Consider the following 13,778-nt stretch of genomic DNA (forward strand, 5'->3'; position numbering starts at 1 on the left):
CATGTCGGACACCCACTCCAACACCCTGGGCTGGCTGCTGGACGAGCAGCTGGGCTCCGTCGAGGGGGTCAGGTACGCCGTGCTGATGAGCGGCGACGGGCTGCTGAAGGCCCGTACCCGCACGATCGGTCAGGAGGACGGCGAGAAACTGGCCGCGCTGACCGCCTCGCTGCGGGCCGCCGGCCGGGCGTGGGACGAGTTCACCGGCGGTGCCGGGGTGCGGCAGCAGCTGATCGAGTGCGTGGGGAACGTCGGTCTCACCACGGCGGCCGGGCAGAACACCATGCTGTCGGTCTGCACCACCGGCCCGCACGCGGACATCGGGCTGATCGGCCGCCATATGGCGGAGCTGGCGGTGCGGCTGGGTGAGCAGTTGGGCACCGGCCAGCGGCATACGGACCGGAGCACCGCGGGATGACCGGGCCGCGGCGCGATCCGGACATGGTCCGGCCCTATGTGCGGACCGGTGGGCAGATACGGCCCCGGGCCGACGTACGGCTGGAGAGCGTGGTCATCGCGGCCAACGGTCCCATCGCCGCGCTGGCCGCCGACGCCCGCCTGGTGATGCGGCTGTTCGCACCGGGGGACGCTGACTCCGGGGCCGGTGGGCCCCGGGGCGGCGGTCTCGCGGTGGCGGACATCGCCGCCGCGCTGGAGATGCCGCCGTCCACCGTGCGGATCCTGGTCTCCTCGCTGATGGACAGCGGCCATCTGACCAGCCCGGCGTCCGCCCTGTCCGACGAGCCCGCGTCCGATGTGCTTCAGGAGGTGCTGCGTGGTCTTCGGGAACTGGTCTGACCCGTCGGTGGATCCCGGCCGGCCGGTCGCCTATGTGCCCGCCACGGTACGGCGGTCCGCCAAGATCGTGGTGGCCGGCGGCTTCGGGGTGGGCAAGACGACCCTGATCGGCAGTGTGTCGGAGGTGGCTCCGCTGCGGATGGAGGAGCCCATCACCGAGGAGAGCACCGGAGTGGACGATCTGCGGGGCACCCCGGGGAAGACCACGACCACGGTGGGCATGGACTTCGGCCGGATCCATCTGGCCGGCGGCTCGCTGGCGCTGTACCTGTTCGGGCTGCCCGGCCAGATCCGCTTCCGGCCGCTGTGGGAGGACCTCACCGAGGGCGCGCTGGGCTGCCTGGTGCTGGCCGACACCCGGAACCTGGACGCCTGCCATGGGGCGCTGACCCTGCTGGAGGAGCGGGGGACCCCGTACGCGGTGGCGATCAACACCTTCCCGGACGCCCCGGTCCACCCGGACGCCGAGCTGCGCGAGGCCCTGGCCCTCGATCCGGCGACCCCGCTGACCAGGTGCGACGCCCGGGACCGCGCCTCCTCGCTGTACGCCCTGATCACGCTCGCGGAGTATCTGACCACCCGCCCCGCGGCCACCTCCCCGGCCCCCCTGGAGTCCCTGCGATGAACCCCACGAGTCCGGAGCCCGCCCCGGACCCGGCCGCCCCCGTCGCCCCCGCCGTGGACCGATTCCCGCTCTACACCCCGGAGTTCGCCGCCGACCCGCATGGGGCGTACGAGCGGATGCGGCGGGTCCACGGCCCGCTGGTGCCCGTCGAGCTCTCCCCCGGCATCCCGGCGACCCTGGTGATCGGCTACGCGCAGGCCCGCCGGGTCCTCAACGACCCGCTGCGCTTCCCCGCAGACCCCCGGGTCTGGGAGCAGCAGGTGCCGGCCTCCTGCCCGGTGCGGCCGATGATGGAGTGGCGGCCCAACGCGCTGCGCAGCGGCGGCACCGAGCACGCCCGCTACCGCGCCCCCAACACGGCGGCGCTGGACGCGGTAGACCAGCACGAGCTGCGGTCCCTGGTGGAGAAGATCGCCGCCGAGGCGATCACCGAGCTACGGGCGGCGGGCGGGGCCGATCTGCTCGACCGGTACGCGCGGCCGATCGCCTTCCGCGTGCTGAGCACCCTGCTGGGCTGCCCGGACGAGATCGGGGCCCGGATCGCCGACGGCATGGCGCGGATCTTCGAGGCCACCGACGCCGAGCGGGGCAACCTGATCCTCGGCCAGGCCGTCTTCGACCTGGTCACCCTGCGCCGGCACCGGCCCGCCGACGATGTCACCTCCCGGATGCTGGCGCACTCCGCCGGACTGACCGACGAGGAGATGGCCCATCAGCTGGTGACCCTGTACGGGGCCGGGATCGAGCCGCTGACCCAGCTCATCGGCAACACCTGTCTGAAGATCCTCACCGACGAGGACTTCTCGGGTGCCCTGCACGCCGGGCAGTCCACCGTCCGGGACGCCCTGGACACCGTGCTCTACACGGACCCGCCGATGGCCAACTACTGCATCAGCTACCCGCCGTTCCCGGTGGACCTGGACGGGGTACTGCTGCCGCCGCACCAGCCGGTGCTGATCTCCATGGCCGCCTGCAACAACGATCCCGAGCTGACCCGCGGGCTGCCGCCGGACGCGATCTCCGGCAACCGGGCCCATCTGGCCTGGAGCATCGGGCCGCACAGCTGCCCGGCCCGCTCGCACGCCTATCTGATCGCGGAGACCGCCATCAGCCATCTCCTGGACGCCCTGCCGGAGATCGACCTCGCCGTCCCGGCCGGCGAACTGCGCTGGCGGCCCGGCCCCTTCCACCGCGCGCTGGAGTCCCTGCCGGTGGCCCTCCCGGCCGCCCGCTGAGCCCCCTCGCGCCCCCTCCCTCCTGTCCATGCGTACGTGAAGGAGCCCACCGTGTCCGAGCAGTCCGCCGTGTCCGAGCAGTCGACCGTCCTCCTCCTCGACCCCAGCGGGTCGGACCACCACACCGAGCACCGGACGCTGCGCGCCCAGGGTGCGGCCACCCGGGTGGACGTCCTGGGGGTGCCCGCCTGGTCCGTCTCGGACCCGGTGCTCCTCAAGCGGCTGCTGACCAGTGCGGAGGTCTCCAAGGACGCCCGGGCGCACTGGCCGGAGTTCGCCCAGGCGGTCACCACCTGGCCGCTGGCCCTGTGGGTGGCGGTGAGCAATATGTTCACCGCCTACGGGGCCGACCACCGCAGGCTGCGGCGGATGGTCGCGCCGGCGTTCAGCGCCCGCCGGGTCGCCGCGCTGAAGGAGTCGGTGGAGACCATCGTCACCGAACTGATGGACCGGCTCGCCACCGTACCCGCCGGTGAGACAGTCGATCTCCGCGAACAGCTCGCCTATCCGCTGCCGATCGCGGTCATCGGCCGGCTGATGGGCGTGCCCGACGAGCGGCGGGAGGGCTTCCGGGCGGTGGTCGACGGGGTCTTCGACACCACGCTGACCGCCGAGCAGGCCGAGGCCAACACCACCGCCCTGTACCGGTCGCTGGACCAGCTGGTGGAGGCCAAGCGGGGCGAGCCGGGCGACGACATGACCAGTCTGCTGATCGGCGCCCGGGACGAGGAGGGCGACGGCAGCGCGCTGTCCGACGCGGAGCTGCGCGACACCCTGCTGCTGATGATCAGCGCCGGGTACGAGACGACGGTCAACGTCATCGACCAGGCCGTGGTGCTGCTGCTCTCCCACCCCGAGCAGCTGGCCGCCCTGCGGGCCGGGCGGGCCGACTGGAACGACGTGGTGGAGGAGACCCTGCGGCACGAACCGGCGGTGAAGCATCTGCCGATGCGGTTCGCGGTCACCGACATCCCGCTGCCGGACGGGCGGTTCATCGCCAAGGGCGAGGCCATCCTCGCCTCGTACGCGGCGGCCAACCGGCACCCCGACTGGCACGGTCCGACCGCGGACGCCTTCGACATCACCCGGGTGACCAAGGACCATCTGGCCTTCGGGCACGGGGTGCACTTCTGCCTGGGCGCCCCGCTGGCCCGCCTGGAGGTGGTCACCGCCCTGCGCTCGCTCTTCGACCGCTTCCCCTCGATCGAGCTGGCCGTCCGCCCCGACGAACTGCTGCCCGTGCCCTCGCTGATCAGCAACGGCCACCGGACGGTGCCGGTACGCCTCACGCCCGCCTAAACACCGTCGCCCAGCAGCCTGCGCCGCCAGGCGGGGGTGAGCCGGGGGCGGATGAGGACGACGCCCTGCTGAGTGGCGATCCCCATATCCAGGTGCGGACTGCCCGGGCGCAGGGCGAGCGAGGTGACCAGCGCGGGCAGCGGGGCGGACCACACGTCCTCCCCGCTGGGCAGATGCACCAGCCGCACCCCGTGCTGGTCGCTGACGGCGAGCAGCGCCTCACCGGTGGGCGCTTGCCCGCTCCAGAGCAGCCGGCGGGCCTGGACAGGGAGTTCGCGGGCGGGGGTGGTGGGGTGGGCGGGGTCCCAGAGGAGGAGGCGCCTGGGCTCACCGGGGTACACCGGCACATCGGTCAGCAGGGCGAGGAGGAAGCCGCCGCCCCGGGTCCGGACCCAGCGGAGGGCTTCGCCCCGGCCTTCCCAGGGGGCGCCGGCCAGGAAGCTGCTCATACGCGCCGGCCATTCGGCTGCCACGGTGTGGAGCCGGTCGGTGTCGAGATCGAGGACGGCCACGCCCCGCCCCGCGGACTCGGCCACCAGGAAGCGCGTGCCGTCGGGTTGGTGGAGTGCAGTCAGGCCGGTGAGCCCGGCGGGTAGCTCTCGTGGCTTGTCCCGGAGTGCTCGTCCGGTGGACACATCCAGAAAGTGCCCGACGGCGCGCGTACTGTCGCTGGCCGCGACCACCAGCACTGCTCGCCCCTCACGGTCCCTGAAGGCGGCGGTGCACAGGTCGAAGGACACCGATCCGGCCCACGGCACCGGGACGGTCGCCCGTACCGAGGGACCGTCGAGCAGACGGCCGTCCTCGGAGTCGTAGCTGACCAGGCGGACATCGGGATGGGCGGAGGTGCCCGGCAGGAGGTGCCCGATCACTACCGTCGAGGGCTTGGCGGGAACAAGGTGCCGTTCGCCGACCGTGACGGTTCGGTCTGGTCGGAGGCGCAGCAGGCCGATGTCCCACTCCATCCCGCTCTGCGGCCCGTCCACGACCGTGGCGGTGCCGCCTCGGCCCAGGAAGTGCAGAGCACCGGCACCGTCCTCCGCCGCGGGGCCGCCCACCAGGTGCAGGTCCTCCGGCAGATGGCGAGGGTTGAGCGGCCGGTGGGCGGAGTCGTCCTGGTCCAGGGCACCGCCCTCCACCAGCCACAATCCGCACCCGGACTCGTAGGTCAGCACATAGTCGGCGGGGTGTGCCGGCCAGGCGTGGATATGGGGCGTGCCCATTCTCTCGATCCTCTCGTCCCCGCTGTCTCGGACGGACCCTGCGGGTTCTTCGGCGAGGACCGGCCGCCACAGCCGGACGGTTCCGTCATTGGAGATGGAGAGAACGTCCGGTGCCCCATGTTCCCGGCCCGCGATCACCTTCAGGCAGCACACCGCACTCTCGTGCCCGTCCAGCGGCGGCCCGAGGACGCGGCCACTGAGGCAGTCCACGACCCGCAGGCCGCCGCCGAAGCCGGCGACGACGGCATGGACACCTCCGCCGCGGGACGCGAAGGGCGTCATGACGATCATGTCCGTGAGGGGCAGCCCGGCGCGAGTGTCAGGCTGATCCGTGTGCAGCCCCAGGAGGCAGACCCGGTGGTACTCCGCCGACACATACACCACATCACCTGGGCCGCGGCGCACGAAGTTCCCGTCGCGGGCGCGTCGGGGGCGCTCGGCACTCCGTGTGCACCCGGAGACGCAGTCCACCAGCGTCATCCGTCCGCGGTCCCCTCTCTGCGCGGGTTCCCACACCACGGCCAGCGCGGCGCCGTCCCGTCGGGACGTACGGCGGACCAGGCGCGGGCGCGAGAGACCCCGGAGCAGCACGGTCCGTTCCGGGCGCCCCGGACCGACGGCGTACCTCGTGACGGTGCCCTCCACCGTGTCGCACACCACCAGGCCCACGGTCTCCTCTCCCTGAGGGACGAGGAAGGCCGAAGGCGGCTCTGTGGGGTACTCCTCGGACGCGGGAATCCTCAGCAGCGGTACGCCCAGTTGGTCCGTCAGAACGATGTCGAACCGGTCGCGGCAGACGAGTACGAGCCGGCCGTCGGGAAGCCGCCCGGCGTCCAGAATGGTGTCGTAGGGGGCGTCGGGCTCATGCCGGAGCAGGACCTGCTCGTCCACGTTCCAGAGCCGGAGACTCCGTTCGGCGTCGAGGGTCACCACGAGCGCCGGCCCGGCACGGGTGGGGAGCGTCTGCCAGCTGTCGATCGTCGCCGGATGCGGCAGGCCCCCTGACCGCCGGGCGGCGTCCACCATCCACACATACAGGGCCGAGCCCGGCGGGCAGGCACCGAGCACCGCCCTGGTCCCGTCGGCGAACACCACGTCCTCGGTACGCCAGGTGTACATCGCGCCCTCGGAGTGGTGACTGCTTTCCTCATGCCGCCCCACGATCCGGTGCGGCGTCACCGGCCGGGCCTCCACCCGCACCCGCCGCACCGACGGGGACAGCTCCTCCGCGCGCCGCGCCAGGGCCGGTACGCCCAGGGACTCGGCGGTGAAGGCGAGCCGGGCCGCCCGGTCGAGGCCGGCGGGCGCGGTGGTGCCGAGGATGTCGGCGCACCGCTCGACCACCAGGGCGGTCATCGGGTCGCAGCTGGGGTGGCGTACGGCGGGGAGCAGCCCGGCCGGGTCGGCGGCCAGGAGGAAGGCGGGGTCCTCGATGAGTCCGCCGATGGCCTCGGCGCCCGCGGCGTGGGTGGCCAGATGGGCGCGTACATAGGGCGGGGCGTCGGCCCAGCGGCGCTCCGGGGTGAGGTCGAGCAGGACGTCCACGAAGGCCTGCTGGACGTCCTTCAGGTCCCGGCTGCGCAGCAGGCGGCGGCGGAGGTGGTCGGTGAGTTCCTGGTGGTAGAGGCGGAAGTGCTTCACACCTGCCGCGTCCAGACAGGTCAGATAGGACTCGTCCTCCTCCGCCAGGGCGTCGATGTCGGCCTCGCGCAGGTCGATGCCGGTCAGTCGGCGGGCGGCGGCCAGCCAGACCTTGCGCGGCAGCCCCTGGCCCTCGCCGAAGGCCAGAGTGGTCAGCAGGGCCATGGCGCTCTGGCGCCGGGCGGGCGGCAGCCGCCGGAGATACGCGTCGAAGGCGCCGCCGACGTCCGAGGGGAGGGCGTCCGCCCAGCCGGGTACGGAGATGTCGACCACCTCGCCGCGCAGCAGAGCCGTCGCGGTCATCCGGGCCACCAGGAAGCAGCGGCCGGAGCGGCGGGCCACCTCGGCGGCGACGGCCCCCGCCTCGGCGGGCCGACCGGTGTACGGGGAGGGCGGGTCGGTCAGCACCCGGCGGACGTACTCGGCGGTGCTGGTGTCGTCCGCGTACGCCGCGCTGTCCAGGTCCATGGTGGCGAGCCGTTCGCCGAGGTGCGGCAGCAGCTCCCGGCGGGAGCCGACGACCAGCCGGACGCACTCCACTCCGCCCAGCGGTCGCAGCAGCTCCCAGGCGATCCGCCCGGCCTCGGTGCGGTCGTCGGCCGGACCGGCCTCGTCCAGGGAGTCGACCACGATCCGGAAGGGGGCCCGGCGGGCGGCGAGGGAGCGCAGCAGGGACGGGGGGTCGGCGGCCGTGATGTCGGCGGCGGCCGCCAGCCGGGCGACCAGGGCGTCCAGGGTCTGGTGGCGGGCGTTGACCGAGACATCGGAGCAGCCGTCGAGGACCAGCCTGCCCAGGACGGCGGACTTCCCGGAGCCGGGCGCGGCGGTGACGGCGAGGGCGCCGCGGCCGCCCGGTCCGCTCAGGTGCTCGCGCAACCGGGTCAGGGCGGCCGCGCGGCCGGTGAAGTAGGAGCCGGGGTCGTGGACATGCTCCACGCCCCGTCCGCGCGGCTCGAAGTGGGAGCGCAGATCACCGATGTCGGCCGCGGTGGCACCCTCGTCCGCCTCGGCGGCCGGATCGTAGCGCGGGTTGGGGAAGAACGGCGGTGGCTCGACCTGGTGGGCGGCGGAGCAGGTGGCGCGCTGTCGGCGGCCGCCCTCGGCGAGGAAGGACTCATTGACCCTGGCCGCCAGGGCGGAGGGGGCGAGATGGCGCTGGGAGGGGCCGTCACCCCGCTCGCACGCCTCGATGAGCCGGGCGGCGAAGGCACCGTCGTCGGCGAGGTCGCGGTGGCGGGCGGAGGCCAGCACCCAGGTGCCCGAGCCGGGGGTGTCGCCCCGGGGCCGGGCGGCCACGATGGACTCGGTGACGCCCTGGAACTCGGCGGCCCCGGCGGCGGCATGGCAGGCGTCGATGACGAACAGCACATGCCGTAACGGGGAGTCGGCCAGGATCTCGGCGATATTGGCGAGAGACAGCCAGGAACGCGGGCTGCCGGGGCGGCTGTCGGCGCAGGCCAGCCGGTAGGACCGGTCGGCCGGACGGTCGCCGTGGCCCGCGTAGTAGAGGAGGACGACATCCTCGGCGGTGAGCCCGGCGCCGGAGCTCCACTCCGTGAGGGCGTTCTCGAACTCGTCGGCCGTGGGGTCGGTGGAGACCTTCTCCAGGACCCGGGTGTAGCCCATGGCCGGGGTGGTGAGGAAGGCGGCCAGGCGTTCGGCGTCCTCACCGGCCAGGGGGAGAGACGGCAGCCCGGAGCCCTCCCGGTACATGGAGGTGCCAGCGGCGATCAGGAAGCGGCGCATGGGCGGGCCCGCTAGCGCAGACCGGCGGCGACGGCCCGGCCCGTCTCCACGGCGGTGAGGTAGCGGACGGCGTCGTGCATCCGCGCCCCGTTGTGTACCGGCAGGTCGGTGATCCGCTCCGGGCCGAAGAGCGGGCGCAGCTCCTTGACCACGGCGACGATGTCGGTTTCCTCGGCGATGTTGGTCCAGTCGCGCACCGGCTCGGGCCAGGCGCCGACGCGGTCCTCGGGCGGCGGGCGGAGCCGGTCGTGGACGAGCGCGCCCATGCCGAGCGGGGAGCCCAGGGTGACGAACGCCCGTACCTCTCCGTCACCGTAGGAGGTCTCGCAGAGGGCCTCGTACGCGATGACGGTGCCTAGGGAGTGGGCGACCACCACCCGGGTCTCCGGTCCGATATGCGCGGCGACCCTGGCCCGCGCGGCCTTGCGGACATCCTCGTCCCGGAAGTAGGCGGTGACCTGCTTGAGGTCGCCGATGAGGGTCCGGTCGAGGACACCGCGTAGGCAGCGGGCGCCGGTCAGCGCGTCCAGGGCGGCCCGGACCGTGCGCAGCCGCAGCGCCCGGGAGAGCGTGTAGCCGGCCGGGCCGCGGGTGCCGGGCTCGTCCGGGGCGGGGACGTCCGGGTCGGTACGGGCGGCCTCGGCCCACCACGCCATCAGCAGCGCGAACTCGTCGTCGTCCTCGATGTCGGCGGCGTCGTAGTCGGGTTCGGGTCCGGCGCGGGTGCCCGAGGGGCGGAAGAGGTCACCGTAGAAGGCCACCGCCACGTCCGACGGTTCGGGCACCGGGCCGCCCGCCAGCCGTATCCCGCCCAGCAGTTCGGGCACGGTGTCCCGGGCGAGGGAGTCCTCGCTGAGGTACTGCCTGCCGACACCGTGCACGAAGACGACCTTGGCCACGCGCGCCCCTCCTCGATCCCCGTTCAGCCTACGTGAGGAGGTGGCGAACTCGAAGGTGATCAGCCGCCGTTGGCGACGGGCTCAGGGGCGGGCGCGGGGGTGGCGGACGGCTGCCGGGCCGCCGCTGCCGCCCAGTCGACGATCGGCATGGCGGCCCCGGCGGCCTCCCGGCCCCGGCAGTGGGCGTGGTGGCGCAGGGCGATGCCGTCCAGGTCGAGGTGGGCGCCGAAGGCGGGGTGGGCGGCGAGGCGGCGGGCGTAGGCCCACAGCCGGGGGTGGCCGGCGAGCCGGTGCACGGCGGCGGCGTCCAGGTGCCAGCGGTGCACGGTGTCCAGCTGGACCAGGGTCGCCCAGAGCTGGACGTCCGCCAGGGTGAGGCGGTCGTCCATCCAGAACTCCCGCTCGGCCAGGTGGTGTTCGGCCGCCTGCAATCCGTTTAGCAGGGTCCGCAGCGCAGCCTCGCGGGTGTCGGGGCCGGTGTCGGCGCGCCCGGCCTGCTGGGCGGCGGCGTTGATGTCCTGCTCGCAGAGCCACTCGACCGCCCGCAGCGGCCCCGCGCCGCCCCGGCCTCGCAGGTCGTCCGGGCCCCGGTGGGCGAAGTGCCGGGTGAGGTCGTCCAGGATGTCCGGGGTGCGGGTGCTGACGATCCGTCCGGTCCAGTCGTCGCTGAGCAGCGGCGCGGCCAGCGGACCCCGGTAGCGGTGGGCGCTCGCCTGGTACAGGGGGCGCAGGGCCAGATAGCCGGTGCCGTCCGGGGTGTCGGGCACGGCGGGCAGCCGGGTGGCGGGGAGGGTCCTGGCGAGGTCGAGCAGGCTGTGGGTGACGGCGATTCGCAGGCCGTTCGTACAGGACGGGGTGAGGTGGAGCCGGTAGCGGTGCGGTACCGGCGGATAGCCGCTGCGCTCGGCGGCGCCGATCCTGCCCCGGAAGGCGGGGGCGGTCGACGGGGCCGGGGCGGCGGACGGATGGAAGGTGGGCATGCGTCTTCTCTCTGGAGGTCGGCGGGCGGACCTGCGGTGAGGAAAGGGACGTGCGAGGAGGCGGCACATGCCGACGAGACGGCGGTGCCGGAGCGCGGAGGGGTGTACGAAGGGCCGCGCGGGTCAGGCGGTGTGGGCCGCGGGGCCACCGGGGCCGGGGCGGCGGGGACCGGCCGCGCTGCAGACGCGCAGCAGGTCGATATGGCGGCGGGAGGTCAGCAGCGGCAGGGCCGGGAGGGTCCGGGATGCGGGAAGGCCCCTGGCGGGCTCCGGCACCGGACGGTCCATGGCTTGCCTACCTTTTCGCTGGGGATTCCTCTTCGGAGTGTGCGGGGGCGCCGCGGCGGCGTCAAGGGTGCGTACGAGGGGTGGGACACGGCGAGGGGCCGGACCCGGGAAACGCACCTCCCGGGTCCGGCCCCGAAGGCCGATGCCTCACGTGGCAGCGGGTCAGCGCACCAGCCGCAGCGGGCGTTTCGCGGTGGCGAGCAGCTCCTCCACGGTGGCCAGCTTGACCCGGGGGCGGCCGTCGCGGCGGCCACGGTCGGTCTCGGCGCGGTCGATCACCGCCATGCCCCGGGCGTCCACCACCCGCCGGTTGCGCTTGCGCGCCAGCCGGTGGAAGTCCCGGGCCGAGCCGGTGGGTTCGGGCAGCGTGCCCGCCACGGCGTCGGCGAGCAGGGTGCCGACCGTCTCGGCGGCGCAGGTGCGGTTGGCGCCGATGCCGCCGGAGGGGCCGCGCTTGATCCAGCCGACCACATAGGCGCCCGGCATCCCGTCCACCCTGCCGCCCTGGTGCGGGACGGTGCCGCTGGTCTCGTCGAAGGGCAGCCCGGGTACGGGCTCACCCCGATAGCCGGCGGCGCGTACCACCAGACCGGCCGGGATCTCCCGTACACCGCCGGGGCCCGCGGTCTCCACCGCCGACACCGTCGAAGCCGTCGAAGCCGCCGAAGCCCCCGCCACCACGGCCCTGTCCCCCTCCCCCTCGCCGAGGATCCGTAGCGGGGCCGAGTGGAAGCGGAGCACGATTCGGCGCCGGCCCTCCCCCGGCCGCCGGGTCCAGTCCACCCGCTCCCGGGTGACCTCCCGGAGCGCGGCCGCCTTGGAGCCGGGCTCGGCCGCGTCGATCGCCGCCCCGATCCGTTCGTCGTGGTCGTCCACCACCAGCTCCACGCCCGGCAGATGGCGCAGCGCCAGCACCTCCGAGCGGGTGTAGGCGGCGTCCTCGGGGCCGCGCCGGCCGAGCACCACCACTTCCCGGACCGTACCGGCGCGCAGCCGGGCCAGGGCGTGGTCGGCGATGTCGGTGGCGGCCAGGGCGTCCGGGTCGGCGACCAGGATCCGGGCCACATCGAGGGCGACATTGCCGTTGCCGACCACCACGACCCGCTCGGCGGCCGGGTCCACGGCGTCCGGGGCGACCTCGGGGTGGGCGTTGTACCAGGCGACCAGCGAGGTGGCGGAGAGCACCCCGGGCAGCTCCTCGCCGGGTATCCCGAGCCGTCGGTCGGTGGAGGCGCCCACCGCGTAGACCACGGCGTCGTGGTGGGCGCCCAGCTCCTCGGTGCTGATGTCCCGTCCGGCGGTGAGGCCCAGGTACATCCGCACCCGGGGGTGCTGGTGGAAGCGGGCGAAGGACTCGCCGGCCCGCTTGGTCGCCGGGTGGTCGGGGGCCACCCCGTACCGCAGCAGCCCGCCGGCCACCGGGAGCCGGTCGATCAGGGTGACCTCGGCGCTGGTGTGCAGCAGCAGGTCCTCGGCCGCGTACATCCCGGCCGGGCCGGTGCCGACGACCGCGACCCTGATCGGCGCGAAGTCGGCGGGCAGGCTGCGCTCGAAGGCCGGGCCGCCCCAGGCGTGGAAGTTGGGGCCCTCGCGTTCGGCGCCCTGCTCCGGCTGCGGGGTGGAGGCGAAGTAGGCGGCGTTGATCTCCGCGTACTCCTGCAAGTCGGGCCGGGAGGCGGTCAGTTCGTCGATCGGGTGGATGGCGTCCACCGGGCAGGCGTCCGCGCAGGCGCCGCAGTCGATGCAGGCCCGGGGGTCGATGAAGAGCATCTCGGTGGAGCCGAACGCCCGCTCCTCCGGCGTGGGATGGATGCAGTTGACCGGGCACACGGCCACACAGGCGGCGTCGTTGCAGCAGGTCTGGGTGATCGCGTAGGTCATGTACCGGGCCCCGGGTGTCCGCGTCGAATGGTGGTCAGATGAGGTGGGCGCGCTTGTAGAAGGCGAGCGCGGGCCGGGTGAGCAGGCGCACCGAGGCGAGGAAGTCCATCAGCCCGGCGCAACTGGAGCGCATCATCGCCTTGTGGTGCTCGTTGGCCCGGGCCTCGGCGATCGCGCGCTCCCGGTCCAGCCCGGCGTTGGCGTAGACGTTCCGGTTCACCATGCTGGTGACGATGTAGTACGAGGCGACCGCGACCACGAAGGCGTTGAGCTGGCGGCGCACCCAGCCGGCCCCGGCCAGCCGCTTGCGGGTCTCGTCCCGGGCGAACTTCATGTGCCGGGACTCCTCGACCACATGGATGTTGTTGATGGTGCGGACGAAGGGCACCACCCGCTCGTCGCGCATCCAGTCGCGCTGCATGACGTCGAGGACCTCCTCGGCGACCAGGATCGCGGCGTACGCGGCCTCACCGAAGGCCAATGTCTTGAAGGCGCGGCCGAGTTCGAGCACCGGCCGGGGCGGGCGGTAGGCGGGCGCGCCGAGCTTCTGGGCGCCGCGGGCGAACATGATGGAGTGCCGGCACTCCTCGGCTATCTCGGTCAGCGCCCACTGGAAGTCGGAGCCGGTGGGATCCTTGGCGTAGATGTCGCGGAGCACCATCTGCTGGAGGATCATCTCGAACCAGATGCCGGTGCTGGCCACCGAGGCGGCCTCCTGGCGGGTCAGCTCCTTGCGCTGCTCCTCGGTCATCTCCCGCCAGTACGCGGTCCCGTAGAGGGTGCTCCACTCGGGGCTGGCCCCGTGGAAGTCCTTGTCGAGCGGGGTGTCCCAGTCGACCTCGACCGCCGGGTCGTACGAGAGCTGGGCCGAGGAGTCGAGCAGCCGCCGGGTGACTCCCTGGTCCCGGTCCGGCCGCTGGTCCTGAGCGTGCTCTCCCCGATCGGCGCCGGTGTCCGGCCGGGCGGTGCTGCTGGCCATGTGCGGGCTCCTTCCGTGGCGTGCCGTCGCGCGGGAGCCGCCGCACCGCCGCCGTCGAACGGGCCGTCGAACGGGCCGAGTGCGGGCACCCCCACCGTTGTTAGACGGACCGTATAGTAAGCGCGCCACCGAGGCCTAGCCCTCGGTAGAAAATTTGTCAGCAAGATGGCCGACAGCCCCCCGC

General features: G+C 73.6%; 11 protein-coding genes. 5 read left to right on the forward strand and 6 right to left on the reverse strand.

The genetic code is table 11. The annotated features are described in order from the left end of the window. The first annotated feature begins 1 nt into the window (after position 1). The 5 genes from ABZ945_RS17885 to ABZ945_RS17905 all read left to right on the forward strand — a co-directional run bounded on the left by ABZ945_RS17885 (position 2) and on the right by ABZ945_RS17905 (position 3,957). Positions 2-418 carry a roadblock/LC7 domain-containing protein gene (locus ABZ945_RS17885; RefSeq protein WP_361270048.1) on the forward strand — a complete coding sequence of 139 codons (417 nt, stop codon included), beginning with the start codon at positions 2-4 and terminating at the stop codon, positions 416-418. Then, positions 415-798 (forward strand): DUF742 domain-containing protein, encoded by a 384-nt coding sequence (locus ABZ945_RS17890; RefSeq protein ID WP_361270050.1) that lies wholly within the window; start codon positions 415-417, stop codon positions 796-798. The genes ABZ945_RS17885 and ABZ945_RS17890 overlap by 4 nt, the downstream gene beginning before the upstream one ends. 67 nt (positions 799-865) lie before the next feature. Then, a complete protein-coding gene (locus ABZ945_RS17895; RefSeq protein WP_361270158.1) occupies positions 866-1,423 on the forward strand; it encodes an ATP/GTP-binding protein in 558 nt (185 codons plus the stop codon). After that, complete coding sequence (locus tag ABZ945_RS17900) at positions 1,420-2,658, forward strand: cytochrome P450 (protein WP_361270053.1); 1,239 nt, start codon at positions 1,420-1,422, stop codon at positions 2,656-2,658. The genes ABZ945_RS17895 and ABZ945_RS17900 overlap by 4 nt, the downstream gene beginning before the upstream one ends. Positions 2,659-2,727: 69 nt before the next feature. Beyond that, positions 2,728-3,957, forward strand: a complete 1,230-nt coding sequence (locus ABZ945_RS17905) for a cytochrome P450 (RefSeq protein WP_361270160.1) — start codon at positions 2,728-2,730, stop codon at positions 3,955-3,957. Here ABZ945_RS17905 and ABZ945_RS17910 read toward each other — a convergent pair. The 6 genes from ABZ945_RS17910 to ABZ945_RS17935 all read right to left on the reverse strand — a co-directional run bounded on the left by ABZ945_RS17910 (position 3,954) and on the right by ABZ945_RS17935 (position 13,594). After that, positions 3,954-8,567, reverse strand: coding sequence for a caspase family protein (locus ABZ945_RS17910; protein ID WP_361270055.1), 4,614 nt, complete (start codon positions 8,565-8,567; stop codon positions 3,954-3,956). The two genes, ABZ945_RS17905 and ABZ945_RS17910, sit on opposite strands and share 4 nt — an antisense overlap. A gap of 11 nt (positions 8,568-8,578) precedes the next feature. After that, a complete protein-coding gene (locus ABZ945_RS17915; RefSeq protein ID WP_361270058.1) occupies positions 8,579-9,466 on the reverse strand; it encodes a hypothetical protein in 888 nt (295 codons plus the stop codon). Between the two features lie 59 nt (positions 9,467-9,525). After that, positions 9,526-10,446, reverse strand: a complete 921-nt coding sequence (locus ABZ945_RS17920; RefSeq protein ID WP_361270061.1) for a glutathione S-transferase C-terminal domain-containing protein — start codon at positions 10,444-10,446, stop codon at positions 9,526-9,528. A 123-nt stretch (positions 10,447-10,569) separates the two neighbouring features. Next, entirely contained in the window at positions 10,570-10,734 is a 165-nt protein-coding gene (locus tag ABZ945_RS17925) for a hypothetical protein (protein WP_361270064.1), read from the reverse strand. 162 nt (positions 10,735-10,896) lie between these two features. Further along, positions 10,897-12,615, reverse strand: a complete 1,719-nt coding sequence (locus ABZ945_RS17930; RefSeq protein WP_361270066.1) for an FAD-dependent oxidoreductase — start codon at positions 12,613-12,615, stop codon at positions 10,897-10,899. A 34-nt stretch (positions 12,616-12,649) separates the two neighbouring features. Next, entirely contained in the window at positions 12,650-13,594 is a 945-nt protein-coding gene (locus ABZ945_RS17935; protein ID WP_361270069.1) for a diiron oxygenase, read from the reverse strand. Between the last annotated feature and the right edge of the window lie 184 nt (positions 13,595-13,778).

This window comes from Streptomyces sp. NPDC046887 (assembly GCF_040644755.1).
Classification (GTDB): domain Bacteria; phylum Actinomycetota; class Actinomycetes; order Streptomycetales; family Streptomycetaceae; genus Streptomyces; species Streptomyces lichenis.

What these genes read in the sequence shown, in the direction of transcription:
- ABZ945_RS17885 (WP_361270048.1), top strand. Translation starts at nt 2, where the DNA reads ATGTCGGACACCCACTCCAACACCCTGGGCTGGCTGCTGGACGAGCAG.
- ABZ945_RS17890 (WP_361270050.1), top strand. Translation starts at nt 415, where the DNA reads ATGACCGGGCCGCGGCGCGATCCGGACATGGTCCGGCCCTATGTGCGG.
- ABZ945_RS17900 (WP_361270053.1), top strand. Translation starts at nt 1,420, where the DNA reads ATGAACCCCACGAGTCCGGAGCCCGCCCCGGACCCGGCCGCCCCCGTC.
- ABZ945_RS17910 (WP_361270055.1), bottom strand. Translation starts at nt 8,567, where the DNA reads ATGCGCCGCTTCCTGATCGCCGCTGGCACCTCCATGTACCGGGAGGGC.
- ABZ945_RS17920 (WP_361270061.1), bottom strand. Translation starts at nt 10,446, where the DNA reads ATGCCCACCTTCCATCCGTCCGCCGCCCCGGCCCCGTCGACCGCCCCC.
- ABZ945_RS17925 (WP_361270064.1), bottom strand. Translation starts at nt 10,734, where the DNA reads ATGGACCGTCCGGTGCCGGAGCCCGCCAGGGGCCTTCCCGCATCCCGG.
- ABZ945_RS17930 (WP_361270066.1), bottom strand. Translation starts at nt 12,615, where the DNA reads ATGACCTACGCGATCACCCAGACCTGCTGCAACGACGCCGCCTGTGTG.
- ABZ945_RS17935 (WP_361270069.1), bottom strand. Translation starts at nt 13,594, where the DNA reads ATGGCCAGCAGCACCGCCCGGCCGGACACCGGCGCCGATCGGGGAGAG.